General features: G+C 69.4%; 26 protein-coding genes. 9 read left to right on the top strand and 17 right to left on the bottom strand.

Annotated features, from left to right (window positions below):
- The first annotated feature begins 55 nt into the window (after nt 1-55).
- Nucleotides 56-2,050: an acetoacetate--CoA ligase gene (locus tag ABZX10_RS05045; protein ID WP_355535200.1), complete on the top strand. Its 1,995-nt coding sequence runs from the start codon at nt 56-58 to the stop codon at nt 2,048-2,050.
- A 69-nt stretch (nt 2,051-2,119) separates the two neighbouring features.
- Here ABZX10_RS05045 and ABZX10_RS05050 read toward each other — a convergent pair whose 3' ends face one another.
- A complete protein-coding gene (locus ABZX10_RS05050) occupies nt 2,120-3,610 on the bottom strand; it encodes an aldehyde dehydrogenase family protein (RefSeq protein WP_355535203.1) in 1,491 nt (496 codons plus the stop codon).
- 75 nt (nt 3,611-3,685) lie between these two features.
- Between ABZX10_RS05050 and ABZX10_RS05055 the strand changes: the two genes are divergently transcribed.
- Both ABZX10_RS05055 and ABZX10_RS05060 read left to right on the top strand, forming a co-directional pair.
- Nucleotides 3,686-4,675: a nitronate monooxygenase gene (locus ABZX10_RS05055; RefSeq protein WP_355535206.1), complete on the top strand. Its 990-nt coding sequence runs from the start codon at nt 3,686-3,688 to the stop codon at nt 4,673-4,675.
- Nucleotides 4,672-5,433, top strand: a complete 762-nt coding sequence (locus ABZX10_RS05060) for an enoyl-CoA hydratase-related protein (RefSeq protein ID WP_355535209.1) — start codon at nt 4,672-4,674, stop codon at nt 5,431-5,433. Before ABZX10_RS05055 ends, ABZX10_RS05060 begins: the two co-directional genes overlap by 4 nt.
- Before the next feature lie 50 nt (nt 5,434-5,483).
- Here the strand turns inward: ABZX10_RS05060 and ABZX10_RS05065 are convergent, their stop codons facing one another.
- The 3 genes from ABZX10_RS05065 to ABZX10_RS05075 all read right to left on the bottom strand — a co-directional run bounded on the left by ABZX10_RS05065 (nt 5,484) and on the right by ABZX10_RS05075 (nt 10,214).
- Complete coding sequence (locus tag ABZX10_RS05065; RefSeq protein WP_355535212.1) at nt 5,484-6,644, bottom strand: hypothetical protein; 1,161 nt, start codon at nt 6,642-6,644, stop codon at nt 5,484-5,486.
- Nucleotides 6,645-6,797: 153 nt separating this feature from the next.
- Nucleotides 6,798-8,969 carry a 3-hydroxyacyl-CoA dehydrogenase NAD-binding domain-containing protein gene (locus tag ABZX10_RS05070; protein WP_355535215.1) on the bottom strand — a complete coding sequence of 724 codons (2,172 nt, stop codon included), beginning with the start codon at nt 8,967-8,969 and terminating at the stop codon, nt 6,798-6,800.
- A 33-nt stretch (nt 8,970-9,002) separates the two neighbouring features.
- Nucleotides 9,003-10,214 (bottom strand): acetyl-CoA C-acetyltransferase, encoded by a 1,212-nt coding sequence (locus ABZX10_RS05075; protein WP_355535218.1) that lies wholly within the window; start codon nt 10,212-10,214, stop codon nt 9,003-9,005.
- Nucleotides 10,215-10,326: 112 nt separating this feature from the next.
- On the opposite strand from ABZX10_RS05075, the gene ABZX10_RS05080 reads away from it, so the two are divergent.
- A complete protein-coding gene (locus ABZX10_RS05080) occupies nt 10,327-11,910 on the top strand; it encodes a long-chain-fatty-acid--CoA ligase (protein ID WP_355535221.1) in 1,584 nt (527 codons plus the stop codon).
- An 84-nt stretch (nt 11,911-11,994) separates the two neighbouring features.
- Here the strand turns inward: ABZX10_RS05080 and ABZX10_RS05085 are convergent, their stop codons facing one another.
- Nucleotides 11,995-12,918 (bottom strand): oxygenase MpaB family protein, encoded by a 924-nt coding sequence (locus tag ABZX10_RS05085; RefSeq protein ID WP_355535224.1) that lies wholly within the window; start codon nt 12,916-12,918, stop codon nt 11,995-11,997.
- A 131-nt stretch (nt 12,919-13,049) separates the two neighbouring features.
- On the opposite strand from ABZX10_RS05085, the gene ABZX10_RS05090 reads away from it, so the two are divergent.
- On the top strand, nt 13,050-14,234 hold the full coding sequence (locus ABZX10_RS05090; RefSeq protein WP_355535227.1) for a TetR/AcrR family transcriptional regulator: 1,185 nt from the start codon (nt 13,050-13,052) through the stop codon (nt 14,232-14,234).
- Nucleotides 14,235-14,273: 39 nt separating this feature from the next.
- Here the strand turns inward: ABZX10_RS05090 and ABZX10_RS05095 are convergent, their stop codons facing one another.
- The 12 genes from ABZX10_RS05095 to ABZX10_RS05150 all read right to left on the bottom strand — a co-directional run bounded on the left by ABZX10_RS05095 (nt 14,274) and on the right by ABZX10_RS05150 (nt 24,484).
- Complete coding sequence (locus ABZX10_RS05095; protein ID WP_355535230.1) at nt 14,274-15,143, bottom strand: oxygenase MpaB family protein; 870 nt, start codon at nt 15,141-15,143, stop codon at nt 14,274-14,276.
- A 9-nt stretch (nt 15,144-15,152) separates the two neighbouring features.
- On the bottom strand, nt 15,153-15,347 hold the full coding sequence (locus tag ABZX10_RS05100; RefSeq protein WP_355535233.1) for a hypothetical protein: 195 nt from the start codon (nt 15,345-15,347) through the stop codon (nt 15,153-15,155).
- Entirely contained in the window at nt 15,347-15,562 is a 216-nt protein-coding gene (locus ABZX10_RS05105; protein WP_355535236.1) for a hypothetical protein, read from the bottom strand. Before ABZX10_RS05105 ends, ABZX10_RS05100 begins: the two co-directional genes overlap by 1 nt.
- A gap of 15 nt (nt 15,563-15,577) precedes the next feature.
- The gene (locus ABZX10_RS05110; RefSeq protein ID WP_355535239.1) at nt 15,578-16,342 is read right to left on the bottom strand and encodes a hypothetical protein; all 765 of its coding nucleotides are present in this window, start codon (nt 16,340-16,342) and stop codon (nt 15,578-15,580) included.
- A gap of 22 nt (nt 16,343-16,364) precedes the next feature.
- Nucleotides 16,365-17,324 (bottom strand): MlaD family protein, encoded by a 960-nt coding sequence (locus ABZX10_RS05115; protein WP_355535242.1) that lies wholly within the window; start codon nt 17,322-17,324, stop codon nt 16,365-16,367.
- A complete protein-coding gene (locus ABZX10_RS05120; protein WP_355535245.1) occupies nt 17,321-18,361 on the bottom strand; it encodes an MlaD family protein in 1,041 nt (346 codons plus the stop codon). The genes ABZX10_RS05115 and ABZX10_RS05120 overlap by 4 nt, the downstream gene beginning before the upstream one ends.
- Nucleotides 18,358-19,467 carry an MlaD family protein gene (locus tag ABZX10_RS05125; protein ID WP_355535248.1) on the bottom strand — a complete coding sequence of 370 codons (1,110 nt, stop codon included), beginning with the start codon at nt 19,465-19,467 and terminating at the stop codon, nt 18,358-18,360. The genes ABZX10_RS05120 and ABZX10_RS05125 overlap by 4 nt, the downstream gene beginning before the upstream one ends.
- Nucleotides 19,467-20,531, bottom strand: a complete 1,065-nt coding sequence (locus ABZX10_RS05130; RefSeq protein ID WP_355535251.1) for an MlaD family protein — start codon at nt 20,529-20,531, stop codon at nt 19,467-19,469. Before ABZX10_RS05130 ends, ABZX10_RS05125 begins: the two co-directional genes overlap by 1 nt.
- Nucleotides 20,519-21,538, bottom strand: a complete 1,020-nt coding sequence (locus ABZX10_RS05135) for an MlaD family protein (RefSeq protein WP_355535254.1) — start codon at nt 21,536-21,538, stop codon at nt 20,519-20,521. Before ABZX10_RS05135 ends, ABZX10_RS05130 begins: the two co-directional genes overlap by 13 nt.
- Nucleotide 21,539: 1 nt before the next feature.
- Nucleotides 21,540-22,706, bottom strand: a complete 1,167-nt coding sequence (locus ABZX10_RS05140) for an MlaD family protein (RefSeq protein WP_355535257.1) — start codon at nt 22,704-22,706, stop codon at nt 21,540-21,542.
- Between the two features lie 4 nt (nt 22,707-22,710).
- On the bottom strand, nt 22,711-23,568 hold the full coding sequence (locus tag ABZX10_RS05145; RefSeq protein WP_355535260.1) for an ABC transporter permease: 858 nt from the start codon (nt 23,566-23,568) through the stop codon (nt 22,711-22,713).
- A 61-nt stretch (nt 23,569-23,629) separates the two neighbouring features.
- Nucleotides 23,630-24,484, bottom strand: a complete 855-nt coding sequence (locus tag ABZX10_RS05150) for an ABC transporter permease (RefSeq protein ID WP_355535263.1) — start codon at nt 24,482-24,484, stop codon at nt 23,630-23,632.
- 202 nt (nt 24,485-24,686) lie between these two features.
- On the opposite strand from ABZX10_RS05150, the gene rpsF reads away from it, so the two are divergent.
- The 4 genes from rpsF to rplI all read left to right on the top strand — a co-directional run bounded on the left by rpsF (nt 24,687) and on the right by rplI (nt 26,337).
- A complete protein-coding gene (gene rpsF, locus ABZX10_RS05155) occupies nt 24,687-24,971 on the top strand; it encodes a 30S ribosomal protein S6 (protein WP_068570214.1) in 285 nt (94 codons plus the stop codon).
- A gap of 26 nt (nt 24,972-24,997) precedes the next feature.
- The gene (locus ABZX10_RS05160) at nt 24,998-25,534 is read left to right on the top strand and encodes a single-stranded DNA-binding protein (protein WP_355535267.1); all 537 of its coding nucleotides are present in this window, start codon (nt 24,998-25,000) and stop codon (nt 25,532-25,534) included.
- A gap of 78 nt (nt 25,535-25,612) precedes the next feature.
- Nucleotides 25,613-25,870, top strand: a complete 258-nt coding sequence (gene rpsR, locus ABZX10_RS05165) for a 30S ribosomal protein S18 (protein WP_068526176.1) — start codon at nt 25,613-25,615, stop codon at nt 25,868-25,870.
- 14 nt (nt 25,871-25,884) lie between these two features.
- The gene (rplI, locus tag ABZX10_RS05170; RefSeq protein ID WP_355535271.1) at nt 25,885-26,337 is read left to right on the top strand and encodes a 50S ribosomal protein L9; all 453 of its coding nucleotides are present in this window, start codon (nt 25,885-25,887) and stop codon (nt 26,335-26,337) included.
- Nucleotides 26,338-26,366: the final 29 nt, after the last annotated feature.

Genomic DNA, 26,366 nt, shown 5'->3' on the forward strand with positions numbered 1-26,366 from the left:
GCGGCCCCGAGGCCAGAGTGGAGTGATCCCGATCACGGTGTAGGAGGCCAGGCCGATGGTGAACGACGGTGAACTGTTGTGGACGCCGAGCGAGGAGTTCGTGCGGAACTCCAATGTGACCCGGTACCTGGACTGGCTGCGGGCCGAGCGCGGAGTGGACCTCGAGGACTATCAGCGGCTGTGGCAATGGTCGGTGGACGACATCGCGGTCTTCTGGGAGTCGCTCTGGGACTATTTCGGATTCGATTCCGCCACACCGTATTCGACGGTGCTCACCGGAACCGCGATGCCCGGGGCGCGCTGGTTCGTCGGCGCGCAGCTCAACTACGCGGAAGAGGTCCTGCGCCGGGCGCGGCCGGGTGAGGTCGCGATTCATCACCTGTCGGAGGCCGGTGGGGCGGGCGCTCTCACCTGGGATGAGCTGGCGCGTTCCGTGCGCAACGTTGCTACCTGGTTGCGCAGTGTGGGCGTCGTCCCCGGGGACCGCGTCGTGTCGTACCTTCCGAACAGCCCGCAGGCGGTCGTCGCGCTCCTGGCCACCGCCGCGGTCGGCGCCGTGTGGTCGAGCTGCTCACCGGATTTCGGGCAGAACAGTGTGCTCGACCGATTCCGGCAGATCGCCCCGAAGGTGATGTTCGCTCCCGACGGGTACCGGTACGGGGGGCGTGACTTCGCTCGGACCGCCGAGTCGGCGGCGATCGCCGAAGCGCTGCCGGATCTGCAATGGCTCGTCCATGTCCCGTATCTCGATGCCGATTCGCGTCCGCGCGCCCGCCGGGCGAAGGTCGCTCATTGGGACGAGGTCGCACCCGCGGACGGAGACGCCCGGGACTTCGTGTTCGCCCCCACCGGGTTCGAGGACCCGTTGTGGGTCGTCTACTCGTCGGGGACCACGGGGCTGCCCAAGCCGATCGTGCACGGTCACGGCGGGATCACGCTGGAGATGACGAAGCTGCTCCACTTCCACTTCGACCTCCGCCCCGGCAAGTCGATGTTCTTCTTCACCACGACGGGATGGGTCATGTGGAACATCACCGTCTCCGCCCTTCTCACGGGGGCTGCCGCCGTCATCTACGACGGCAGCCCCACGTACCCCGGCCACGACGTCCTGTGGCGCATGGCGGCGGAGACCGGCACGACCTTCTTCGGCACGAGCCCCGGGTACATCGCGCTGATGGAGAAGGAGGGCGTCCGCCCGCGGGAGCGATTCGACCTGTCGAAGATCTCCGGCATCATGCTCGGGGGATCACCGGCGAGCCCCGAGGTGATGGAGTGGTGTTACGAGAACATCCACGACGACGTCTGGCTCACCTCGCAGAGCGGCGGGACGGATGTGGCGACGGGGTTCGTCGGCGCTGCTCCGACGCTCCCGGTCCATGCCGGCTGGATCCAGTGCCGCACCCTCGGAGCCGATGTCCAGGCGTACTCGGAGGACGGCCGTCCGGTGATCGGGGAGGTCGGCGAGCTCGTCGTCCGCCAGCCGATGCCGTCCATGCCGCTATTCTTCTGGAACGATCCGGATGGGGAGCGGTACAGGTCGTCGTACTTCGAGTCCTTTCCCGGGGTGTGGACGCACGGAGACCATCTGACCATCAACGAGGCGGGTGAGTGCCAGATCCACGGGCGGTCCGATTCGACGCTGAACAGGTTCGGTGTCCGGATCGGAACGGCCGAGGTCTATCGCACCGTCGAGGCGATGGACGAGGTCGATGACAGCCTCGTGGTGTGCTTGGCCCTGCCCGGCGGAACCTTCTTCATGCCCTTGTTCGTGCGGGTCGCCGACGGTGTGGATCTCGACGAGGAGCTCGTGACGCGGATCCGGCGGCGGCTCAGCGTGGAGAACTCTCCGCGCCACGTTCCGGACCGGATCTACCGCGTGGACCGGATCCCCTACACACTGACCGGCAAGAAGATGGAGATCCCGGTCAGGAATCTGTTGCAGGGCATGCCCGTCGAGAGGGCCGCGAACCGTGATTCCATGGCGGATCCATCGGCGCTCGACTTCTACGTCGAGTTCGGGGCGGCGCAGCGCGACTACCCGTCTAGCTGATCGGCCTACCCGGACCGGGCCGGGTAGCGGCACTGGAACGGGCGTTGCCGTCGACACCGAAGCCGCAGTTCAGTGCCCGTAGACGTGGCGCAGCATCAGGCGCACCGCCTTCATGTCGCGGGGCTTGCGGTCGAAGGTGAGCAGGTTCATCGGTGACGTGAACTTCTGCACCGCAACGGCTTGCGGGTGACTGAACTCGCGGAGCCCGTCCGCGCCGTGGATCCGGCCGAAGCCGGAGTCGCCCAGCCCGCCGAAGGGCAGGGCGGGCACGGAGGCGAAGGACAGGAACGAGTTGACGGCCACCGAACCGGCGCGGAGCAGGCGCGCCAGCTCCCGGCCGCGGGAGACGTTGCGCGTCATGATCGCCGCGGACAGCCCGTAGGTGCTGTTGTTGGCCCGCTCGATGCCCTCCTCGACGGTCGCGACCCGGTTGACCACCACGGTGGGGCCGAAGGTCTCGTCGGTGACCGCGGTCGAGTCCTCGGGGACGTCCACGAGCACGACGGGCTGAACCGTGGTCTCGCCCACGGACTCCCGGCCCCCGACCAGTGCCCGCCCACCGTGGGCGAGCGCGTCGTCGATGTGACCGGCGATGATCGGCAGCTGCCGGGCCATCGTCGCCGGACCGTAGTCGGCGCCGTCGTCGTCCCCGCCGCGCACGGTGCGGGTCCGCGCGACGAGCTTGTCGACGAACTCGTCGTACCGGTCGGACACCACGTACACCCGCTCGACGCCGGCGCAGGTCTGCCCGGCGTTGCCGAAGGCGCCGAACGCGGCGGCGTCCACCGCGGCGCCGATGTCCGCGTCCGAGTCGACGAGGAAGGCGTCCTTGCCGCCGCCCTCGATGGTGACGGGCGTGAGCGATTCGGCGCAGGTGGCCATGACGGTGCGGGCGGTGCGGGCGGAGCCGGTGAAGGCCAGCTTGTCGACACCCGAGCGGCACAGCGCGGCACCGGTCTCCCCGCCGCCGTGGATCACCTGCAGCACCGGCTGTCCCGGGCAGGCGGCGTTCCAGGTGTCGGCGAGGAACTGGCCCACGGCGGGCGTGAGCTCGCTGGGCTTGAAGACGACGGCGTTGCCCGCGGCCAGCGCGTAGGAGACCGAGCCCATCGGTGTGAAGACGGGGTAGTTCCACGGGCCGATGCAGCCGACGACGCCGAAGGGCCGGTACTCGACGGTGGCGGCCAGGTTCGCGCCCAGCAGGCCCGACGGGACCTTGCGCCGGGCGAGAACCTTCTCGGCGTTCTTGGCGGCCCAGTCGATGTGCACGACGGCGAGCATGACCTCGAGCAGCGCGTCGTCGGTCGGCTTGCCGGTCTCGGCGGAGATCACCGCGGCGAGCTCCTCCGCCCGCCGCGACAGCTCCGCGCGGAAGCGCAGCAGCCAACTCCGCCGGGCCTTCGGCGCGAGGTCGCCCCACCAGGCCGCCGCCTCGCGGGCGGCGTCGACGGTCTCGATCACGGTCGCGGCGTCGGCCACGGGGAAGCGGGCCACCTCGGCCCCGGTGCGGGGGTCGGTGGAGATCAGGTCACCGGTCTGCAGGTTCGACGGTGCGGTCATGCGGTCCTCCGGAAGTTCTCGGGCATCTGAACCATATGTTAGAGACTGTTCTCTCATCTGTGCTAGCTTTCGGGCATGTTCTCAACGCGCTTCACCGAGCAGTTCGGCGTCCGGTACCCGATCGTCCAGGGCGGCATGATGTGGGTGGGGCGCGCCGGCCTCGCCGCCGCGGTGTCCGAGGCCGGCGGGCTCGGCATCATCACCGCCCTCACGCAACCCACGCCGCAGGCGCTCCGCGAGGAGATCGCGCGGGCGCGTGACCTGACGTCGAACCCGTTCGGCGTGAACCTCACCGTGCTCCCGACGATCGACCCGCCGCCCTACGAGGAGTATCTGCGGGCAGCAGTGGAATCGGGAGTGCGGATCATCGAGACCGCGGGGTCGAACCCTGCGAAGTTCCTGCCGTACCTGAAGGACCACGGCGTCAAGGTGATCCACAAGTGCACCAGCGTCCGGCACGCGCTCAAGGCGCAGGCCATCGGCGTGGACGCGGTGTCGATCGACGGCTTCGAGTGCGCCGGCCACCCGGGCGAGGACGACATCCCCGGCCTCGTGCTGATCCCCGCCGCCGCGGACGCGCTCGACATCCCGATCCTGGCGTCGGGCGGTATCGCGGACGCCCGCGGGCTCGTCGCCGCGATCGCGCTGGGCGCGGACGGCATCAACATGGGCAGCCGCTTCCTCTGCACGGTCGAGTCCCCGATCGCGCCCGAGGTGAAGCAGCAGATCGTCGAGAACTCCGAGCTGGACACGAAACTCATTTTCCGCACCCTGGGCAACACCGCGCGTGTGGCGAAGAACTCGGTGTCCATCGAGGTGGTCGAGACCGAGGCGGCGGGCTGCGAGTTCGAGGACATCCGGCACCTCGTCGCGGGCGCCCGGGGCCGCACGGTCTTCGAGGCCGGCGACGTCGAGGCCGGCATCTGGAGCGTCGGCCTGTGCCAGGGCCTGATCCGCGACGTCCCGACGGTGGCTGCGCTCATCGAGCGGATGATCACCGAGGGCGCGTCCATCGTCGAACGGCGCCTCGCGCCGCTGGTACGGGTGGAAGAGTCGGTGGCATGAGCGAGGACTTCCTGCGCACCGTCGAATCCGGCGTCCTGACGATCACCATCGCCCGCCCGCAGCGGATGAACGCCTTCGGCGTTCGCGCGGCGTGGGACCTCGCCCGCTTCATCTCCGAAGCGGACGCGGACCCCGGGATCCGCGTCGTGATCATCACCGGCGAGGGCAAGGCCTTCTGTACGGGCGCCGACCTGGCGGGGGAGGCGGCGGAGCCACAGGAGGCGCTCGACGCGGTGAACGCGTACGTCCGCGCGATCGTCGCGGCGTCGATCCCGGTGATCGCCAAGGTGAACGGTCCGTGCGCGGGAATGGCGGTCGGCTTGGCGCTGGCCGCCGACCTTACCTTCGTCGCCGACACCGCCTACTTCCTGTTGCCCTTCGTCGGCATCGGCCTGGTGCCCGACGCGGGCACCACCGCCCTCGTCCCGGCCGCCATCGGCCGTACCCGGGCTATGGGCATGGCCCTGCTCGGCGAACGCGTCTACGGGCCAGAGGCCCTCGCCGCCGGCATGGTCACGGCGGTCCGCCCGGCGGAGGAGCTCGACGGTGCCGTCGCCGCCGCGGCCGCGAAGCTCGCGTCCGGACCGCGGGAGGCGATCGCCGCCACCAAGCGCGCCATGAACGCCTCCACCCTCGCGGGCCTCGACGACGCCCTCCGTCGCGAGACCGACGACCAGGTCGTCCTCCTGCAGACCGACGACCACAAGGAGGGCGTCGCCGCCATGCTCGGCAAGCGCGCGGCCCGCTTCGCCGACTGAGGGAGTGGGCACGACGAACCTGGTACCGCCGCACCTGCGTTGACGAGGCGTCAGGTGAGCGACACCACGGCCACGCTCTTGTCGGTCGATCTCGTCACGTAGAGCGTCCGGCCGTCCGGCGAGACTTGCAAGCCCGACGGTGCGCCGTCCACCGCGAGCGTGCCGGCGATCCGGCGCGCCGCGATATCGATCGAGATGAGCGCGTCCCCCTGGGTTGAGACGTACGCGGTCCCGCCGTCGGGTGAGACAGCTATATGGATGGGTCCCTTGGGGACCGGGATCGGTGTGATCATACGTCCGTCGTCGGGATCGATAATGGAGACCGTGTTCTGGTAGACGTTCGCGACGAGGAGCTCGTCGCCACGCGGCGTGATCGCGATCGCGGATGCGTTGGGACCGGCCGGGAGGGAGCGCGTCACGCGCCGCGTGGGGACGTCGATGATCGCGATCGTGCTGGCGCTCTCCCAGGTCTGGACGTACAGGGTCCGTCCGTCGGGTGATTGCGCAAGGGTGTCCGGGCTGCCACTGATGGCGATCCGGTCCAGAATCCGGCGGGTGGAGAGGTCGATGATCGCGACCCGATCATCGACGGTCTCCAGAACGAACAGCAGTTTCCCATCCGCGGAGAGGGCGAGCGCTCCGGGCTTGGCGCCCACGGAGATCCGGTCGACCACGGCTCCGCGGCGTGGATCGACCACGGATACGTGGCTGCCCCCGTAACTGGGCAGATACGCGAGACCCGATGAATCGTCGAATACCACGTCGGACTGGTAGTCGCCGGGAACCGCCACCGTGCGTAGGGACTGCAACCGTGCCGGGTCGATCACCGAGAGCGTGGCGGCGGTGTTGTTCGCGACGAGCAGGAGCGATCCGTCTCGGGACAGTGCCAGTGACGTCGGATTCAGCTCAACGGGAACGGTTCCGGTGAGTGTCATGGTGCCGCGCACCGCTGGATGGTCGCCGGTGTCGGGTGACGTGGCGCGTACCGCGAACCAGGCCACCGCGGCGGCCATCACCACAACGACCACCGCGACGATCGAGACCGCTCGGAGACGGCTCCGGGGTGACGAGGCCGGATGGGAAAGGTGGTCGTCGATCCACAGCGGCCAGTCCTGCGGGACCGGCGGCCATTCCGGGTCGGGCTGCCACCCGGGAGCCGGTTCCCATCCTGCGGGGACGGGCGGCCAGTTCGGCGGCGGGTTGAAGCGCATGCGCGGAGCGTATTCGGCGAACGGGGTGATGGCCATCATCCGTTCGGACGATTTCCCGGAGACCCGCGGCGCACCGTCGAACCGGGAAACAAGAGGTCCGGTACCACCAGTGGCGGTACCGGACCTCTCAATAGCGTTGCGGCTCAGTGAGTCCTACTCGTAGGTCTCGCCGGCCTCGGCCTTGGCGACCAGGGAGGCGGGCGGGGTGAACTGCTCGCCGTACTTGGTCAGCTCCCGCGCGCGAGCGACGAAGGCCTTGGGGCCCACGGTTCCGTCAGCGCCCTCGTAGCCGTTGATGAACTGCAGCACGCCGCCGGTCCAGGCCGGGAAGCCGATACCGAAGATCGAGCCGATGTTGGCATCGGCGACGGAGTCCATGACGCCCTCGTCGAAGCAGCGCACGGTCTCGAGCGACTCGGCGAACAGCATCCGGTCGATCATGTCCTGCAACGGGATGTCCTGGCCCGCGGGCAGGAGATTCTTCAGGCCCGGCCACAGGCCGGTGCGCTTGCCGTCCACGTAGTCGTAGAAGCCGGCGCCGTCCTTGCGACCGGTGCGGCCCGCGTCGACCATCGCGTCGACCACGGCGTCGCTGCCGTGCACGGGCAGCGGCTTGCCGGCGGCCTCGGCGGCCGCACGGGTCTCCTTGCGGATCTTCTGCGGCAGCGTGAGCGTCAGCTCGTCCATCAGCTGCAGCGGCGCGGCCGGGTAGCCGGCCTGCTGGCCCGCCTGCTCGATGAGCACCGGGTTCACGCCCTCGCCGACGGCCGCGATGGCCTCGTTGACGAACGTGCCGATGACCCGCGAGGTGAAGAAGCCGCGCGAGTCGTTGACCACGATCGGGGTCTTCTTGATCTGCAGGGTGTAGTCGATCACCTTCGCCAGCACCGCGTCCGAGGTCTTGGCGCCGCGGATGATCTCGACCAGCGGCATCTTGTCGACGGGGGAGAAGAAGTGGATGCCGATGAAGTCCTCGGACCGCTTGACGCCCTCGGCGAGGATGGTGATCGGCAGGGTCGAGGTGTTGGAGCCCAGGATTGCGTCCGGCTCCACGATGTCCTCGATCTCCTGGAACACCTTGTGCTTGACCTCGACCGACTCGAAGGCGGCCTCGATCACCAGGTCCACGCCGGCGAAATCGGCGGCGTCGACGGTGGGCGTGATCCGCGCGAGCAGCTCCGCCGACTTCTCGGCGGTGGTGCGGCCCTTGGCGAGTGCCTTCTCCTCGAGCTTCTCGGAGTAGGCCTTGCCGCGCTTGGCGGCGTCCAGGTCGATGTCCTTGAGCACGACCTCGATGCCGGCCTTGGCGGAGACGTACGCGATGGCCGCACCCATCATGCCGGCGCCGATGACGCCGACCTTCTTGGCCTGGTACTTGTCGTAGCCCTCCGGTCGCGAGCCGCCGCCGTTGATGTGCTGCAGGTCGAAGAAGAACGCCTTGATCATGTTCTTCGAGACCTGGCCGGTGGCCAGCGAGACGAAGTAGCGGCCCTCGATCACCGAAGCGGTGTCGAAGTCGACCATCGCGCCCTCGACCGCGGCGGCCATGATGGCGCGCGGCGCGGGCATCGGGGCGCCCTTGAGCTGCTTGCGCAGGTTCGCGGGGAACGCCGGGATGTTCGCCGCGATCGCGGGCGAGGACGGTGACCCGCCGGGGATCTTGTAGCCCTTGACGTCCCAGGGCTGCACGCCGCCCTCGGGATTGGCCTTGATCCACGCCTTCGCGGCGGGGATGAGCTCCTCGACGGTGCCCACGACCTCGTGCACGAGGCCGACCTGCTGGGCCTTGGCCGGCTTCATCCGCGGGCCCTGCAGCAGCACGCCCATCAGGGCACCCTGCAGGCCGAGCAGCCGTACGGTACGGACGATGCCGCCGCCGCCCGGGAGCAGGCCGAGGGTGACCTCGGGCAGGCCGATCTGCGAGCCGCGCGCGTCGGCGGCGATGCGGTGGTGCGTGGCCAGCGCGATCTCCAGGCCGCCGCCGAGGGCGGCGCCGTTGATCGCGGCGACCACCGGCTTGCCGAGGGTCTCGAGGCGGCGCAGCTGCGCCTTCATCGACTCGACGTTGTCGGTGAGTTGCTGCGCGTCGGCCTTGGTGGCCTGGCGGATCAGGCCCAGGTTGCCGCCGGCGAAGAAGGTCTTCTTCGCGGAGGTCAGCACGACGCCGGTGATGGAGTCCTTCTCGGCCTCCAGGCGGTCGATGGTGGCGCCCATCGACTCGCGGTACAGGTCGTTCATGGTGTTCGCGGAGCTGGTGGGGTCGTCCATCGTCAGGGTGACGATGCCGTCGGCGTCCTGCTCCCAGCGGATCATGTTCTCAGCCATGTCTATTGTTGTCTCCGTAGTCTTTCCGGCCGGTCAGAGGCGCTCGATGATGGTGGCGATGCCCATGCCGCCGCCGACGCACAGGGTCATCAGGCCGTAGCGGCCGCCGGTGCGCTCGAGGTTGTCGAGCACCGTCGAGACCAGCATCGCGCCGGTCGCGCCGAGGGGGTGGCCCAGCGCGATGGCGCCGCCGAGCGGGTTCACCTGCTCGCGCTCGAGCTTCATGTCCTTCATCCACCGCAGCACGACGGACGCGAAGGCCTCGTTGAGCTCCCAGTGGTCGATCTGCTCCTTCGACAGGCCAGCCTTCGCGAGGACCTTCTCGGTGGCCGGCGTGGGGCCGGTGAGCATGATGGTGGGCTCCGAACCGGTCACGGCCGTGGCCACGATGCGGCCCCGCGGGGTCAGGCCGGCCTTCGTGCCGCCCGCCTCGTTGCCGATCAGCAGCAGGGCGGCACCGTCGACGATGCCCGAGCTGTTGCCGCCCGTGTGGACGTGATTGATCTTCGGGACGGTGTAGTACTTCTGCAGCGCGACGGCATCGAAGCCGCCCATCTCGCCGATGCCGTCGAAGGCGGGGCGGAGCTTGCCGAGGCCCTCGACGGTGGTGCCGGGGCGACGGTGCTCGTCGTTGTCGAGCACCGTCAGGCCGTTCATGTCCTTGACGGGAACGACCGACTTGGCGAACCAGCCGTTGTCCCACGCGGCTGCGGCGTTGGCCTGCGACTGCGCGGCGTAGGTGTCCACGTCCTCGCGGGTGTAGCCGTCGATCGACGCGATCAGGTCGGCCCCGATGCCCTGCGGCACGAAGTAGGTGTCGTAGTTGGTCGTCACGTCCTGGTGCATCGCGCCGCCGTCGGAGCCCAGCGGCACGCGCGACATCGACTCGACGCCGCCCGCGAGCACCAGGTCGTCGCCCAGCCCGGCGGCGACCTTCTGCGCCGCCATGTTGGTGGCCTCCAGGCCCGAGGCGCAGAACCGGTTGATCTGCACGCCCGCCACGGTCTCGGGCAGGCCCGCGACGGTGGCGGCGGTGCGGGCGATGTCGCCGCCCTGCTCGCCCACGGGGGAGACCACGCCGAGCACGATGTCGTCGATCGCGGACGGATCCATCGTGGGGTAGCGGTCCTTGAGCTCGTCGATCAGGCCGACGACCAGGTCCAGGGGCTTGGTGGCGTGCAGCGCGCCGCCGCGCTGCTTACCGCGCGGAGTGCGGATGGCCTCGTAGATGAATGCTTCGGGCACGGTGTTCCTTCCATGGGTGACTGTCGTCGGGTAGGTCACAAGTGAATCACTATTCTTTAACTTTGTGCGATTCGGCTCCCCGTCGAACATGTTCTAGAACACAATCCCATACATGACCGCTCTTGAGAACATCGCCTGGTTCCCGCGCACGGAGGAGCCCCGCAGCTCACAGCGCAACACCTGGAACAACCAGGTCCGCAATCACGCCGTCATGCGCGGCGATCAACCGGCCCTGAAGTACCTGGACAACACGCTCACGTGGGGGCGGCTCGCGGACCGGGTGAGCGCCGTCGCCGGCGCGCTCGCCGAGCGCGGCGTCTCGTTCGGCGACCGGGTGCTCGTGCTCGGCCTCAACCGGCTCGAGTACGTCGAGGCCGTCCTCGCCGTGACGGCCCTGGGTGGCATCGCCGTGCCCGTCAACTTCCGGATGGCCCCGCCCGAGGTGGCGTACCTGGCGCAGGACACGGGCTGCAGCGCCATCGTCTACGAGGCCCCGTTCGACCCGCTGGTGGCGGCCGCGTCCGCCGCGGGCGCGGAGTTCGGCCTGCGCATCCGATTCGACGGTGCCGACGAGGCCGCCGGCGCCCTGGCCTACGAGGACCTCGTCGCGGAGGGGCGCCCGGCTCCCGTCGTCGACGTGCCGGAGGATTCCCCCGCCCTCATCATGTACACCTCGGGTACCACGGGCCGCCCGAAGGGCGCGGTGCTCACCCACGTGAACATGACGGCGCAGGGCTTCAACAATCTCATCGCGCCCGGATCGGTGGACAGCGAGGCCGTCGGGGCCGTCGCGGTGCCGCTGTTCCACATCGCGGGCTTCGGCGTGCTGGCGACCGCGTTCATCGCCGGGACCACGTCGGTGATCTTCCCGCTGGGCGCGTTCGATCCCGCGCACACGCTGGACGTCCTCGAGCGCGAGGGGATCACGACGATGTTCATGGTGCCGGTGCAGTGGCAGCTCGCGGTGGCGGAGCAGCAGGCCCGCCCGCGCGACCTGAAGCTCAAGTACGTCTGGTGGGGCGCCGCGCCCGCCAGCGAGACGCTGCTGCGCGCCCTGGTCGAGACGTTCCCGGACGCCACCATCTGTGCCGTCTTCGGCCAGACCGAGATGTCGCCCGTCACCTGCGCCCTCGCGGGAGAGGACACGCTCCGCAAGCTCGGCTCCGTCGGAAAGGTGGTGCGTACCGTGGCCGCCCGCGTCGTCGATCCCGAGGGCGAGGACGTGCCGCGCGGCGAGGTCGGCGAGATCGTCTACCGCGGACCCAACATGATGGCCGGGTACTGGAACAACGTCGAGGCCACGCGGGCGGCCTTCGACGGTGGCTGGTTCCACTCGGGCGACCTGGTGCGGATGGACGACGAGGGCTTCGTCTACATCACCGATCGTGCGAAGGACATGATCATCTCGGGCGGCGAGAACATCTACTCGGTGGAGGTCGAGAACGCCGTCGCGGCTCACCCGGCCGTCGTCGAGGTGGCCGTCATCGGCAGGCCGGATGAGAAGTGGGGTGAGGCCGTGGTCGCCGTCGTGAGTGTGCGCGACGGCGAGGAGCTGTCCGTGGAGTCGCTCTCGGAGTTCCTGAACGACCACATCGCCCGCTACAAGCACCCGCGTGATCTGGTGGTGGTGCCCGAGCTGCCCCGCAACCCCGCCGGCAAGATCACCAAGCCGGTCCTGCGCCGGCAGTTCGGCTGACGCGTCCGCGTCCTGTGTGGGATCGACCCCGCTCAGCGGGTCGATCCCACACAGGCCGGCGCCCGGACCGGCCGGCGCGGGTGGTCAGATGAGGGGGCGGCGGAGCTTCGCGCGCAGTCGCATGTCCGCGAGGAGCAGGCGGTAGGGCAGGCGCCGCAGCGCGAGCGGGACGAGCCGGTTCACGCCGGCGAGCACGCGCCAGAACAGGTCGAAGCGACGCTGATCGGCGGCGGTCCACTCGATCTGCATCGCCTCGCGGAACCGCGGCGCGAGGAAGCCCGCCGTCTGGAACCGGGAGAAGCCCTTGAGCGGGCCGGGCACCGCGCCGACGAAGGTGAGGTCGACGAGCTGGCGCAGGTAATCGCGCGTCTCGGTGGTGGGCCGGATCTTCTGCTCGCACAGCTCGATCCACAGCGCATCGAAGTCCTCGGGGGTGGCGGGCCACATGTCCGGGTGCACCTGCAGTGTGGTGCCGAGCGGCGCGGAGTCGCGGTAGAACAGGGCGCGCTGCTCGCGGCTCATCCGCCCGCGCAGCAGCTGGTGCGTGTCCTCGAACCCCACGTACAGGCACATCGCCACCCACAGCTGCAGGTTGCGGTCCATGCCGTTGTACTTGACCGGGCTGTCGGCGGTGGGCTGCACCTGACGGTGGGCACCGTCGACCGCCGTGCGATACCGGACCCGGTCGCTCGCGTTCCCGAGGATCGCGACGGCGAGGTAGGTGAAGGTGGTGCGGCTGCGTTTGATCGGATGCTTGTACAGCGCACCGGATTCCACTCGCGACTCCATCACGCCGTAGGCCACGGGAGGGTTGAGCAGCTGCATCACGACGTTCGCGGGCCCCGCGGCGGCCGAGGGCGCGTCCATGGAGTCGGCCAGGACGGTGAGCACGTCCGCGCGTCGCTCGGGGACCGCGAGGGCGATCCGGTGTCCGGTCGCGACGGGGTCGACGGTGCGTCCGACCTCCGCCGGGACGGACGCCGGGGCGAGGGGTGCAGTGGTGGTCATGCCGGGTTCCTCCGGGAGGTTCCATACCGAAACGGTGTGTGAATGTTCATTTACTTAGTAGGCTCGACGGTACACCGCGAGCGGGCGTTCGTCACCGAGTACGCTCGAAGCGGAGCAAGGAGGAGTGGCAGGTGACGCAGGCGAAACGGAAGCGCCCCAAGGATCGGCGCGAACAGATCGCGCGGGTCGCTGCGGAGGACTTCTCGCGGCGGGGCTATCACGGCGTCGGCATCGAGCAGATCGCCGCGTCGCTCGACATCAGCGGCCCCGCGGTCTACCGCCACTTCCCCAACAAGTACGCCCTGCTCGAGCACGCGATCACCTCCGCGTCGGACGCGTTGACCACGGCCGTCGCGGATGCGGCGGAGAAGACGGCGGGCGAGCCGCCCGAGGTACGGGTCCAGGCGATCCTCGACGCTGCGCTGGGCGTGTCCTTCGAGCGGCGCAACACGGGCGGCCTGTTCCGCTGGGAGCAGCGGCTTCTCGAGGGCGGTGATCGGGCGCGGATCCGGCACCAGTTGACCGGCATGATCGGGACCTTCGCGGATGCGGCGGAGGCGGGTCTCCCCGGCACGCCGCGCCGCGACGTCGAGCTGCGGTGCGTGGGCGCGATCAGCGTGACGGGCAGCGTGACCGCGCACCGCACGGTCCTCGCGCAGAAGCGCGCGGAGGCGGTGCTCGCCGCCGCCGGGCGAGCCGTCGTCGCCCTGCCGGACCCGCCCGTGCCGTACGTGCTCGCGCCCGAACCCGAACCGCAACCCGATTCCGGTCGGCAGGGGCAGGTGCTCGACGTGGCGATCGAGCAGATCTTCGAGCACGGTTTCCACAACGTCAGCATGGGCCAGATCGGTGCCGCGGCCGGCATCGTCCCGTCCGGTATGTACCGGTACTTCCCCAATAAGGCGGGCATTCTCGTGAGCGCGCTGGAGCGCGCGGGTGAGGCCACCGTCAGGGTCATCGACGAGGTGGTCGCCCGGGTCGACGAGCCGCGCGCGCGGCTGGCGGCGCTCGCCGAGGCGTACGTGCAGCTGTCCTTCGGCACCTCGAAGGTCATGACCGTCTACTTCCGTGAGATCGGCAACGTCCCCGATGCCGACCGGAGTCGTCTCGCGAGCGTGCAGCGCGCCAACATCGCGGCCTTCGCCGATGCGGTGGTGGCCGTCCGGCCGGATCTCAGCGCGGCCGAGGCCACCTTCCTCGTACACGCGGCCTTCGCCGTGGTCTTCGACGTGGGGCGCACCCGCCGCTTCGACCAGGATCCGGCCTTCCAGGCCGAGGTGTACGCGATGGTCTGCGCGGTGCTGTTCGCCCACTGAGATGCCCGTCGATCCCCGCCGATGGTGGGGATCGACGGATCAGATGATCGGCTTGCCGGCGCTGATCCGGTGCCGCAGGTCCATCATCAGGGAGTAGCTGCCGCCGAACCGCAGGAACCGCGGGATGAACCGGTTGACGAAACCCACGAAGACGAAGAGGTTCTCGAACCGACGCTGCTCGGCCGCGGTCCAGTTCACGCCCATCTGCTCGCGGAAATGAGGCGCGAGGAAGCCGATGGTCAGGAACCGCAGCAAGGAGCCGAACACCAGCCGCATCGGGAGGTTGATCATGCGCAGGTGCAGCAGGTCGTCGACATAGGCGGCGACGGGCTCGTCGAGCCGGGTCTCGGCGCAGGCGCGCACCCAGTAGTCATCGAAGTCGCCTCGGGTGGCCGGCCACATGTCGCGCGGCACTTGCAGCGAGGTCGCGAGGACGGCGGCCGACTGGTAGAAGCTCTCGGCGTGCTCGTCGGACAGCCTGCCGTGCAGCAACTGGTAGGAGTCCTCGAAGCCGATGAACAGGCACGCGGCCACCCACAGCTGCAGGTTCCGGTCGAAGGCGTTGTACTTGACGGCCGCGCCCGGCGCCGAATGCACCTGGCGGTGCGCGACGTTCACCGCCTCCCGGAACGCGTCGATCTCCTTCTCGTTCCCCAGGATCGCGACGGCCAGGTACTGCGTGGTGGTGCGTGCTCGCTTCCAGGGACGCTTCATCAGCGCGCCGCTGTCCACCTTCGACTCCACGACCCCGTGTCCCACACCGGGGTTCATCATCTGCATGGCGACATTGGCGGCGGCTCCGGCGAACGACCAGAAGTCGAGCGCGTCCGTCACGGCGAGGGGGCGCTTGGTGTACCGGCGGTGGACGCCCGTGACGGGGATGCGGGTCTGTTCGACGGTGAGGACCATCGCGGGCTCCTAGCGGGTCGGGGGGAGGGTGGCGAGGTAGTCGTCGAGAAGCACGAGCCCCGTTGCCACGAGTGCGATTCCGGCGATCACCAGGGAGATGAGGAACAGCCACGCGGCCAGCCGGACCACGGCGGGCACCGGTTGGCGACCGCCGAGGATCTTCACGTACTGGACCACCACGTCGATGATCCACACGAGCGCCATCACCGCATCGTCACATTCGCGAACAGCAGAACGGGCCAGCAGACGATCGCCCCGAGGAAGGAGACGATCCGGTCCAGGCCACTGAGGTTCCCCAGATGGTCCATGTGCGTGAGCGACCACACCAGGCCGATCAACCCGTACGGGATGCCGATCAGGATGAGGAAGCCGATGAACTCGGAGACCTTCATCTCGTAGTCGAGGAAGCGTTGCAACATCTCTCGTCCTTCGGGTCAGTTGGGGGTGCCCGACGGTGCCGGCGCCGCGGGAACGGACGGGGCGGCCGACGGTGCCGCCGAGCTCGACGGCGAGGTGCCGCCGATCCCGCTGAGCACGGCCGACGGGTTGGCGGGGTCGCCGGCTTCGGTGATCACCCAGGACCGGTTCCGGTCGAGCGTGACCGAGTAGGTGCTCGTGGTGACCGTTCCCTGCGGAGCCTGCACGTTCTGCGAGGACACGTCGACGGCGACCTTGACCTGGTAGATGCCGTTCACCTCGGACGTGGTCTTCGCGAACGAGGCCTTGCCGGTGGAGGTCAGGCGCAGGGGCGTGAGCACCTCGCGCATGAGGTCGACGATCGCGTCGAACTTCTTCGACAGCTCGGGCGTCGTCCCCTCCTTCACACCGTTGAGCCACGGCGTGAGGTCGCGGTAGTCCATGGTCGCCGCCTTGACCGCGTAGTCCGAGGCGATCTGCTCGGCGCGGGCGCGGTCGGCGGCGGCGTCCCGCTCGGAGCCCAGGGTGCGGGTCTGCAGGACCAGCAGGACCGACACGACGATCAGCGCGATGACCACCACCGTCGTGAGCACGGTCCTGACGGTGCCGGCCGGACCCCGTCGAGCGCGGGCGTCCGGCGCGCCCGTGCGGGACGAGGCCCCGGTGCTCTTCCCGTCCGCCGCTGCGGTGCGGGGCGCGCGGCGGTTCTCGGTGAGGACGGTCCGCTTCTCGTCGGCCTCGGTCTCCGGTTCGTCGTGAATGTCGTCGTGCTCCTGCGGCATGGCTACCTCTCGGTGGGGCCCGTCACGGGCGGGGGATGGTCAGGGTGACGCGCGCGGCGCCGTCCGTACCGGCGACCCGCAGTGCGTTCGACAGCATGGTGCTGAGGTCGATCTGGGGGACGGTGCGGTTGAGGGCGGAGAAGATGGAGATGAACGGCCCACCGGTCGTGGCCAGTGCCGGTAGGAGCTCGTCGAGGTACGGTTTCAGGCGTTTGAAGAACGGATCGATGGTGTTCAGGAAGGGGTCCGGGGCGTCGAGCGTCATCACCATCTTCTGCACGGCTTCGACCGCGCTGCGCACCACGCCCGTGGTGTTGTCGAATTCGACGCCGAGGCGGCGTATCGCATCGGGCGTCCAGCCGAGGTCTGCGGAGTAGATCTGGGTGTCGGAGAACATCGTGCGGATGGCGGGCATGCGGGTCAGCACCGTCGAGCTGAGCAACTGACCCGCCCTGCTCAGCGTCGCCAACTGGTCGTCGCGCCCCGAGGTGGCCTGCCAGGCGGTCTGCACGATCGTGCCGAGGGCGCCCGTGTCCGCGGTGCGGTTCAGCGCGGCGAGAGCCTGGAAGACCTCGCTCACCGATCGGGACTGCGAGACCGCGGTCGCGGGAACGACGCTCCCCGAGGAGAACACGGCACCGCCCGAGGAACGGGGCGCGATCTCGACGTAGGGCTCGCTCAACGCACTGAGCTGCTCGATCGACAGCGCGGAGTCCACGGGGATCCGGTACTCCGACGGGTAGCGCAGGCCGATCCGGACGCCCTCCGTCGACGGCTCGACGGAGGTGACGTCGCCGATCCGTACGCCGCGCAGGAGGATCGGCGAGCCGGTGGTCAGCTGCCCGGTGTGCGCGAGCTTGAGCGACAGCGTCGTGTAGTGCGCGCCGGGCCGGATCCCCATGTAGCCGTACAGCAGGATGAAGAGCCCGACCACGAGCACAGCCGTGAACGTGATCGCGTTCGCCACCAGTTCCTTCCTCATCGGACCGCTCCGATCATCCGCATGGCCCGGACGGCCTGCTCGGCCTTCTCCGCGGTGGGGACGGCGGGCCCGTCCGACACCCTCGCCACGTTGATCTTGGGACCGTGCTCGACCCACGGGATGATCGTGTCGCGGAAGAGGTTCCGCAGGTTGATCAGGTTGTCGGGCCGAGTCCCGCCGACGGGTCGATCCAGTAGGAGCAGTGGCCCGACCACCTGGGTGAACAGCGCGGCCAGGTCGCGGACGCCGGGTACCAGCGGGGCGGTGTTCCGCAGGAGGGGCGCGAGCGACGCGAACACCTCGGTGACGCGGGCGGTCTCGGCGATCGTGGCCCACCGGGTGAGCCCGGTCGGGGACAGGTAGTCGCTCAGCCTCTGGTGCTCGGCGGCGACGGTGCCCGTGACGCCCACCACGGACCGCAGCGCGGCGTCGAGGGAGCGGGTGTCGTCGGCCCACGCCCGCACCGTCGTGGCGAGATTGTCGGTGATCTTGCGGGTGCGCGCCGGATCGTCCGGGAAGGCACCGTCGATCCGCTGGACGGTGTTGCCGAGCTGAGCGACTCCGCCGCTCCCGAGGAAGCCGGACAGGCTCGTCATGAGGTCCTCGATGTGGTCCGGGGGCCGGCTCTGTGCGAGCGGGATGAGCCCGCCCGCGCGCAGTGCGTGCGCCTTGGAGGAGGGGGACGATGCGAGGGCGATGTACACGTCGCCGAGCAGCGTGTCCTGGCGGAGTTCGGCGGTGCTGTCGGCGGGGATCGTGGCGGGCTGCGTGATCGTCAGGGTCGCGACGGCGCGGTCGCCGACGAGGCGGACGGACTTCATCGTCCCGATGGATCGGCCATTGAATCGCACCTGCGCCTGGTCGGGGAGGTTGAGGGCGTTCGAGAACTCCACCCGCAGGGGCCATCCCGACGACCAGGTGGACGGGGTGGGCAGGGTCGCGGGACTCGCGCGAAGCACGCCGACGGTGCCGAGGCCGAGCACGACGAGGAGCAGCAGGACGCGGATGATCCTGCGGCGCAGGGTCGGTCGGTTCATCGTGCGGCTCCCGTCCCTCGGAGGATGGCGGAGATGAGGTCGACCTCGATGTGCCCGGGATCGGTGACCCGGCACTGTCCCGGCGCCAGCCGGTTGATGTTCGCGCACGTCAGTTCGGGATTGCGGGCGACCATCTTCGTCGACGGCGGCGCGTACACCACCTTCAGGCCGAGGGTGCGCTGATCGAAGGACACGTTGAAGGCGTCGATCAGCGGCGGAAGGAAGCCCAGTAGGTCGCCCCAGTTCTTCACGCCGGCGCTCACCAGGCGCGATGCGGGGATCACCGTGTCGAGGATCGGCCACAAGTTGTGGCCGTAGTGGGAGATCAGGTCGCGCAGCATCTTCCCGAGCGGGATCAGGGCGACGGCCAGCGTCTCGGTGGTGCGGGCCGTCGGCACGATGACATCGGCGAGGCCGTTGGGCGTCGTCAGCAGGAGTTGCTTGAGCGGGGTCCAGTTGGAGGTCATGCCTCGCGTGAGGGAGGAGAGGGCGTCGACCGTCTGCCCCACGTCGCCGATGCCGGGACCCGGGTCGTCGAGCAGCGCCGCGAGGCTGCCGATGACACCGTTGATGTCCGGACCGGTGCCGTCCGTGGCGGCGGCGAGGGATTTGATCGAATCCTCCACCTGCTTGGCCTGTTCGGGTCCGCCGCCCGTGGTGAGCCGCGTCGCCGCGTCGCCGAGTGAGCTCAGACTGCGGCTCAGGGACTGCGGTGTCTTCGTCTTCGTCAGGCACGAGCCGGAGCGCAGCGCAGGGGCCTTGCCGGCACCGTCGACCAGCGCGAGCTGGCGTGAGGCGATGAGGGAGGCGGACACGGTGACCGCGCCGTCGTCGGCGGTGACGGCCTGATCGTCGTCGATGTCGAACTCGACGCGCGCGGCGGCGTTCTCGGGTCGGATCGCGGTGACCTTGCCGATCGGCACGCCGAGCCGGGTGACGGGGTTGCCGACGTAGAGCCCGATCGCGTCCGGCATGAGGGCGCAGTAGCGGGCCTGCGGCTTGCCCGGCGTGCTCGCGACGTACAGCGCACCGGCGATCAGCGCGCCGATCGTGGCGATCGCGATCGCGGTGACGAGCCATGTCGAACCCAGGATCCTGGCGAGCATCAGCAGGGAGCTCCTTCCAGTGGGATGCAGTACTGGGACGAGATCGTGGGCACGGAACCGTCGAGGACGATCGTCCCGTCGGGCTTGACCGACGACTGGAGGCGCCGCAACAGGTTCATCGCGTCGTCGATCATCGTCTGGTACTTGGCGAGCAGCCCACCGATCTGGCCGGACATGAGGTTGAACTGGGACTCCATCGACGCGAGGTCGTTCTGGTAGAAGTTCGCCGCCGGGATGATCCGCTGGAGGACCGAGTCGAAGGCGCTCATGAAGCGCTTGTACCCGGCCACGTTGAGGCGCGCGGTTGAGAAGTAGATGTTCATGTCGCGCATCACCTGGGTGAGCGCGTCACCGTTGCGGTTGATGGCGGTGCTGTACTCGGAGAGGGTCTGGACGAAGCCGCCGACCTCCTCCTTCTGCGTCGAGATGCTCTTCACGACGCCGTCGAGCGTCGACAGCAGTTCTTTCAGCTGCCCGGGCCGCCCGCTCGTCGCGCGCTGGATCTGTGCGAGGGACTCGCGCAGCGGTGCCGGGTCGATCGCCCGGATCTTCGGTTCGGCCTGCTGGAAGGTCTCGACGAGGCTGTACGGGATCGTGACCCGCCCGGCCGGAATCACCGACGAACCCAGGGATTTCGCACCGATCGAATCGATGTCGACGAAGTAGCCGCCGACGCCCGTGAGCATCTTCACGGCGATCCGGGACTGGTCGCCGATGTGCACCTTGTTCTTGATCCGCAGTCCGACGGAGACGTGATCGCCCGCCAGCTCGACGCGGGCGACGGAGCCGACCGAGATTCCGGCGACGCGGACGTCGTCGCCCGCGCGGACCATCCCCGCCTCGGGGAAGTCCGCGGAGTAGGTGGTGGTGCCGACGGGGCGGACCGCCAGGACCGAGCTGGCGATCATCACCACCAGCGTGAGCCCGACCCCGAGCGCACCGAAGAAGAGCTGGCGCGCCCGCGAACTGGGTAGCGCCCACGCCTCCTCGAGGCCGGACGCGAGGTTCAGGGCCACGCGGTAGCCGTCGCGGAGCAGGGTCATGGGGAGGGTCAGCGCCGACACAGGGTCACCTTCGATCCGCGGAGGAACACCTGGACGCCCGCCGGCAGTTGCGCTTCGCCGCGGCTGCAGCCGGTGTCGCCGCCGGCGGCGGGAATCCGCTGCTGGGTCAGGTTCGCGAACAGGCCGGGCAGGAGCGCCGCGAGGTCCACGAGGCTCTGCAGGCGCGGCAACTCGGGCCGCGCCAGCTCGATGAGGGAGGTGCCGGCGGGCTGCAGGCCGGCGCCGCGCAGCAGCGCGTCCGCGGCGGTCATCAGCTCCGCCCCCTGATCGGAGAGGATCGTGGTCGACGATGCGGCGCCTCGCATCACCTCCCCCACGCCCTGGAGGTACCCGATCACCGTCGGCAGGGCGGTGGACTTGCCGCCGAGGCTGTCGTTGATCGTCTTGAGGTTGCGCACCAGCGTCTGCAGCAGCGCTGAACGGTCGTCGGTGAATCGGCTGAGCGTCTGCAGCGCGTCGAGCAGCGGGCCGAGGCCGGAGCCGTCGCCCTCGACGACGGCGGCGATCGACTGGGCGAGATGGTTGATCTGTTCCGGCTGCATCGCGGCGAGCACGGGTTGGAGCCCGTTGAAGATCGTCGTCACATCGAAGGACGGCACCGTCCGACCCGTGCCGATCGTGGACCGCGGGGCGATCGCCGCGGCGGCCGCATCGCTCGGCGAGAGGTCGAGATACCGCAGCCCCGTGAGGTTCTGGAACCGGATGGAGAGCGTCGTGGCCGTCGTGAGGCGCTGGGCCCGGTCGACCGTGAACGCGACCCGCGCGAGCGTGCCGCGCGCCGTGTCGTCCTGGTCGAGCGCGACCTCCTCGACCTTGCCCACCTGCACGCCGAGCAGCCGGACGTCGTCGCCGGGGCGCAGGCCCGACGCGTTGGTGAACAGTGCGGTGTACGGCGATTGGGCTGCCTGCGCGGGCCGGGTGAGCGCGCGCACGGTGAACGCCGCGCCGACGGCCACGAGGACGACGAAGATCAGCAGCAGAGTTCCGGGGTTCTTGGCGGTACGCATGTCAGCGGCCCCTCGTCGTGGTCGGCGCGGCGGCGGTGGGCGACGGTGCCGGGGTCCCGCCCGCGGGCCGGGCCGGGGTCGGCACCGTCGACGGGGTCGTGGCCGGCGCGGGCGCGCCCGGCGGGGTCACCGAGAACGACGGTGCCGGTGGCAGCAGCGAGGAGATGGCCGGGAACCGCTGGAAGGTGACATCCAGGTTGAGGACGGGGCCGGATCCGTTGTCCGGCATCGACCTCCGGATCCGCTCGATGAGCTCCTCGATCTGCCGGCCGTTGCGCGCCGCTTCGGGGAAGCTCGTGGTGGCCCGGGTGGCGAGCTCTCGGACCGGCACGAGGACCTCGGTGAGGGCCGCGACATTCGGCGCGCTGAGCAGCGCGGCGAGAGCGGGGGCGAAGTCGTAGGCGAAGGCCTGGATCGTGTCGTGCTGCCGCTTCGGGTAGCCGGGGGTGTCCGGCCCGGTCCATTCCCACAGGGTGCGCAGGCCCGGGAGCATGCGCTTCATCGACGTGTCGAGGGAGCCGAGGGTCGCGGCGATCGTCGGCAGCGTCTGCGCGGTGGGGATCCGTTGGGTGTCGGCGTTGGCCTCGGCGATGGCGCCGATCGCGCCGAGGAAGGGCAGGAACTGCCTGGTTGTGGTGTCCGCCTGGGCGATCAGCTGCGCCATGTGCGGGCGGAAGCTCTCGCGCTCCATCGTGCTCAGGGAGCGGAGCAGGGAGGCCATCGTCCCGTCGTCGGGGGTGCCGAGGGGCGCCCACGACGCGCCCCGCGCCAGGACCCGGCCGCCGCGGCCCGGTGTGAGCGCGACGACGGTGATGCCGAACGTGTTCCCGGGCGCGAACGCGACCTTCACGGCGTCCGTCACCAGGTCGTCGGCCGCGCCGTTGAGCCGCAGGGCCACGCCCAGCCGGCCCGACCCGTGGTCGGTGACGTCGGTGACCTCGCCGATCCGCAGCCCGTCCATCTCGACGGCGGTACCCGGCCCGACCCCGGGCGCCACATCGCGGACCACGAGCGTGAGGGTCTTCGGCGGCGTGGAGACGATCGACCGGACCAGCCAGAAGCCGGTCCCGAGGAGCACCGTCGCCAGGATCGCCGCGATGCCGCGGCGCAGCAGCACCGGCCCGGGCGTCATCATCCCCGTGACCGGGGCGACCAGGTTCGTCGTCATGCCCTCACCCCTTGAACACCAGGTCGCTGTTGATGCCCCAGATGGCGAGGGTCATCAGCATGTCGAGGACGACGATGGCGACCATCGACGCCCGTACCGCGCGGCCGGACGCCACGCCCACTCCCTCCGGGCCGCCCGCGGCGAAGAAGCCCTGGTAGCAGTGGATGAGGATGACGGCGCAGATGAACACCACCACCTTGGCGATCGACGCGATGAGGTCCGCGGGCGAGAGGAACTCCTCGAAGTAGTGCTCGTAGGTCCCGGCGGCGTCGCCCTGCGCGAGCGTCACGATGGTGCTGGAGGCGAAGAAACTCACGATGATCGCGATGAGGAACACGGGCACGATCGCGACGATCCCCGCGATCATGCGGGTGCTCACCACGAAGGAGATCGAGCGTAGGCCGAGGGCCTCGAGGGCGTCGATCTCCTCGGTGATCCGCATGGCGCCGATCTCCGCCGTCATCCGGCAGCCCGCCTGGACGGCGAAGCCCGCGGCGGCGAGGATCGGGGCGAACTCGCGGGTGTTGGCCAGAGCGGCGATGACGCCGGTGAGCGGGCCCATGCCGAGCAGGTCGAGGGTCGAGAAGGCCTGCACGGCGACGGTGCCGCCGACCGCCAGCCCCAGGACCACCATCATCAGCGAGGTGCCGCCGCCGACGATGACCGCGCCGCGACCCCAGGTGAGGTCGGTGACGGTGCGGATCGTCTGCTTCGGGTAGCTGCGGATCGCGTGCGGGATCAGCGCTATCGACGACACCGTGAACGAGAGCATGTGGCCCAGGCGTGCGATCAGGACGCGCAGGGTGTCGTAGACCGTGCCGAGGGTCCGGAAGCCCTTCGGGCGGTAGCGGGCGATGGTCATGATCAGCCCACTCTCGTGCGGGACGTAGTGGGTCGTGCGGGTCGTGCGTGGAGGGTCATGCTCAGCCCACCCGCATGGGGAAATAGGACGTGTAGACCTGCGTCAGCGCGAAGTTGAGGACGATGATGCCGACGGTGGACACGACCACCGTGGTGTTCACCGAGTCGGCGACGCCGCGGGCGCCGCCCTTCGCCTCGAGACCGTGCTGGCAGCCGAGCACCGCGATGATCAACCCGAAGATCGCGGCCTTGAGCAGGGAGAAGCCGAAGTCGCGGGTGGTGGCGTAGGCGCCGAAGCTGAGCCAGTAGCTTCCGGACGTGACGTTCTGCCCGAACACCGCGAGGTAGTACGCGGCGCCGATGCCGACGACGGTGATGAACACGCAGAGCAGGGGCGCGACGAGCGCGGCCGCGACCATCCGCGGGACGACCAGCCGGCGGACCGGGTCGATGCCCATGACCCGCATCGCGTCGACCTCCTCACGGATGGTGCGCGATCCCAGGTCGGCGGCGATCGCGGAGGCGCCGGCGCCGCCGAGGAGCAGACCGGCGGCGAGCGGCGCGGCCTGCTGGATCACCGTCAGGCCGCTCGCGGCGCCCATCAGGGAGCCCGCACCGATCTGGTTGACGATGCTGCCGACCTGGATCGTCACGATGACGCCGAAGGGGACGGCCATGAGGAAGGCGGGTACCGCGGTGACGCTGACCAGGAACCAGGCCTGGACCACGACCTCCCGGACCGGCACCTTGGCCCGGAGCACGTCGGCCACCATCGACACCGTCGCGTTGAGCACGAGCTCGACGGTCCGCCCGAGGGTGCGGACCGGCCCGAGCGCATTGGCGTCGAGGTTCGCGCGCAGGGCCGCGACGGCTCCGGGTCGGGCGACCGGAACGTCCTGGGGTGCCTGTTTCGGCATCGGCGCCTCCTTCCGCGTCATATGTTAAGGAACATTCTCTATCTGCGGGCGGTTTCGCGAACATATCCACGAACGCCGTGTCAGGACACTGATTTCGCAGGTGGCGACGGGTTGGGGTAGCCTGGTGCGGTTGCCGTCACGGCAACACTCCTGCCGTGGAGAGTCCACGGCCGCATAGTCCATAGGAGGAGGCGAAAAGCCCATGCGTAATTACGAACTGATGGTGATCCTGGATCCGAGCCTGGATGAGCGCACCGTCGCGCCCTCGCTGGAGACCTTCCTGAACGTGGTCCGCAAGGACGGCGGATCGATCGGGAACGTCGACATCTGGGGCAAGCGCCGTCTTGCTTACGAGATCTCGAAGAACGCCGAGGGCATCTACGCGGTGATCGATCTGACCGCCGAGCCCGCCACCGTGAACGAGCTCGATCGTCAGCTCAAGCTGAACGAGTCGGTGCTTCGCACTAAGGTGCTGCGGCAGAACTAGCCGTACTACAAGCAGGGAGAAACACCATGGCAGGCGAGACGGTCATCACGGTCATCGGAAACCTGACGGCGGACCCGGAGCTGCGCTTCACCCCGTCGGGTGCAGCGGTGGCCAACTTCACCGTCGCGTCCACGCCCAGGACCTTCGACCGGAATTCCAATGAGTGGAAGGACGGCGAGGCTCTGTTCCTGCGCTGCAACATCTGGCGCGAGGCGGCGGAGAACGTCGCCGAGTCGCTCACGAAGGGCACTCGCGTCATCGTCTCCGGCCGGCTCAAGCAGCGGTCCTACGACGATCGTGAGGGGCAGCGGCGCACAGTGGTGGAACTCGAGGTCGACGAGATCGGCCCCTCCCTGCGGTACGCGACGGCGAAGCCGACGCGCACCCAGCGCGGCGGTGGCGGCGGCGGTTTCGGTGGCGGCGGCCAGGGTGGCGGTGGCGGTTACAGCCAGCAGCCGGCCCAGCAGGCTCCGCGCCAGAACCAGCCCGCAGACGATCCGTGGGGCAGTGCCCCCGCGGCCGGGAGCAGCTTCGGCGGCGGCAACGACGATCCGCCGTTCTGATCCCGGGATCGAACACTGTGAAGGGCGCATCCGGCTCGCCGGACGCCCAAGTAGACCTCATCAAGGAGTACCAACACCATGGCCGGTAAGGGCAATGGCCGGAAGGTGCGCGTCGAGAAGGCCGTCAAGGCCAAGGCGTGCACGTTCTGCAAGGAGAAGAACACCAAGATCGACTACAAGGACACCACGCTGCTGCGTCGGTTCCTGTCGGAGCGGGGCAAGATCCGCAGCCGTCGCGTGACGGGCAACTGCGTCCAGCACCAGCGCGACATCGCGATCGCCGTCAAGAACGCGCGTGAGGTGGCTCTGCTGCCGTTCACGTCGACGACCCGCTAAGGAGGGGTGAAGAAATGAAGCTCATCCTCACCGCCGACGTCGACAACCTGGGCGCCCCGGGCGACACCGTCGAGGTCAAGGACGGCTACGGCCGTAACTACCTGCTGCCCCGCGGCCTGGCCATCGTCGCCACCCGTGGTGCTGAGAAGCAGGTCGAGGGCATCCGCCGCAGCCAGGAGGCCAAGCGCGTGCGCGGCCTCGATCACGCCAACGAGCTCAAGCAGGCCATCGAGGGCCTCGCCGCCGTCTCGCTGACCGTGAAGACCGCGGAGTCGGGCAAGCTGTTCGGCTCGGTCACCGTCGCCGACGTCGCCGCCGCGCTCAAGGCCGCCGGCGGCCCCGTCGTCGACAAGCGCAGCATCGAGCTGCCCGAGGGCCACATCAAGTCCACGGGCTCGTTCCCCGTGGTCGTCGTCCTGCATCCCGACGTCCGCGCGAAGTTCGCGCTCACTGTCGCGGCGCAGTAGCTTCCGACAGCGAAGAACCCCCACCGCCC

Source organism: Tsukamurella sp. NPDC003166, assembly GCF_040611135.1.
Classification (GTDB): Bacteria; Actinomycetota; Actinomycetes; order Mycobacteriales; family Mycobacteriaceae; genus Tsukamurella.

What these genes read in the sequence shown, in the direction of transcription:
- ABZX10_RS05045 (WP_355535200.1), top strand. Translation starts at nt 56, where the DNA reads ATGGTGAACGACGGTGAACTGTTGTGGACGCCGAGCGAGGAGTTCGTG.
- ABZX10_RS05050 (WP_355535203.1), bottom strand. Translation starts at nt 3,610, where the DNA reads ATGACCGCACCGTCGAACCTGCAGACCGGTGACCTGATCTCCACCGAC.
- ABZX10_RS05055 (WP_355535206.1), top strand. Translation starts at nt 3,686, where the DNA reads ATGTTCTCAACGCGCTTCACCGAGCAGTTCGGCGTCCGGTACCCGATC.
- ABZX10_RS05060 (WP_355535209.1), top strand. Translation starts at nt 4,672, where the DNA reads ATGAGCGAGGACTTCCTGCGCACCGTCGAATCCGGCGTCCTGACGATC.
- ABZX10_RS05065 (WP_355535212.1), bottom strand. Translation starts at nt 6,644, where the DNA reads ATGCGCTTCAACCCGCCGCCGAACTGGCCGCCCGTCCCCGCAGGATGG.
- ABZX10_RS05070 (WP_355535215.1), bottom strand. Translation starts at nt 8,969, where the DNA reads ATGGCTGAGAACATGATCCGCTGGGAGCAGGACGCCGACGGCATCGTC.
- ABZX10_RS05080 (WP_355535221.1), top strand. Translation starts at nt 10,327, where the DNA reads ATGACCGCTCTTGAGAACATCGCCTGGTTCCCGCGCACGGAGGAGCCC.
- ABZX10_RS05085 (WP_355535224.1), bottom strand. Translation starts at nt 12,918, where the DNA reads ATGACCACCACTGCACCCCTCGCCCCGGCGTCCGTCCCGGCGGAGGTC.
- ABZX10_RS05095 (WP_355535230.1), bottom strand. Translation starts at nt 15,143, where the DNA reads ATGGTCCTCACCGTCGAACAGACCCGCATCCCCGTCACGGGCGTCCAC.
- ABZX10_RS05100 (WP_355535233.1), bottom strand. Translation starts at nt 15,347, where the DNA reads ATGGCGCTCGTGTGGATCATCGACGTGGTGGTCCAGTACGTGAAGATC.
- ABZX10_RS05105 (WP_355535236.1), bottom strand. Translation starts at nt 15,562, where the DNA reads ATGTTGCAACGCTTCCTCGACTACGAGATGAAGGTCTCCGAGTTCATC.
- ABZX10_RS05110 (WP_355535239.1), bottom strand. Translation starts at nt 16,342, where the DNA reads ATGCCGCAGGAGCACGACGACATTCACGACGAACCGGAGACCGAGGCC.
- ABZX10_RS05115 (WP_355535242.1), bottom strand. Translation starts at nt 17,324, where the DNA reads ATGAGGAAGGAACTGGTGGCGAACGCGATCACGTTCACGGCTGTGCTC.
- ABZX10_RS05120 (WP_355535245.1), bottom strand. Translation starts at nt 18,361, where the DNA reads ATGAACCGACCGACCCTGCGCCGCAGGATCATCCGCGTCCTGCTGCTC.
- ABZX10_RS05125 (WP_355535248.1), bottom strand. Translation starts at nt 19,467, where the DNA reads ATGCTCGCCAGGATCCTGGGTTCGACATGGCTCGTCACCGCGATCGCG.
- ABZX10_RS05135 (WP_355535254.1), bottom strand. Translation starts at nt 21,538, where the DNA reads ATGCGTACCGCCAAGAACCCCGGAACTCTGCTGCTGATCTTCGTCGTC.
- ABZX10_RS05140 (WP_355535257.1), bottom strand. Translation starts at nt 22,706, where the DNA reads ATGACGACGAACCTGGTCGCCCCGGTCACGGGGATGATGACGCCCGGG.
- ABZX10_RS05145 (WP_355535260.1), bottom strand. Translation starts at nt 23,568, where the DNA reads ATGACCATCGCCCGCTACCGCCCGAAGGGCTTCCGGACCCTCGGCACG.
- ABZX10_RS05150 (WP_355535263.1), bottom strand. Translation starts at nt 24,484, where the DNA reads ATGCCGAAACAGGCACCCCAGGACGTTCCGGTCGCCCGACCCGGAGCC.
- rpsF (WP_068570214.1), top strand. Translation starts at nt 24,687, where the DNA reads ATGCGTAATTACGAACTGATGGTGATCCTGGATCCGAGCCTGGATGAG.
- ABZX10_RS05160 (WP_355535267.1), top strand. Translation starts at nt 24,998, where the DNA reads ATGGCAGGCGAGACGGTCATCACGGTCATCGGAAACCTGACGGCGGAC.
- rpsR (WP_068526176.1), top strand. Translation starts at nt 25,613, where the DNA reads ATGGCCGGTAAGGGCAATGGCCGGAAGGTGCGCGTCGAGAAGGCCGTC.
- rplI (WP_355535271.1), top strand. Translation starts at nt 25,885, where the DNA reads ATGAAGCTCATCCTCACCGCCGACGTCGACAACCTGGGCGCCCCGGGC.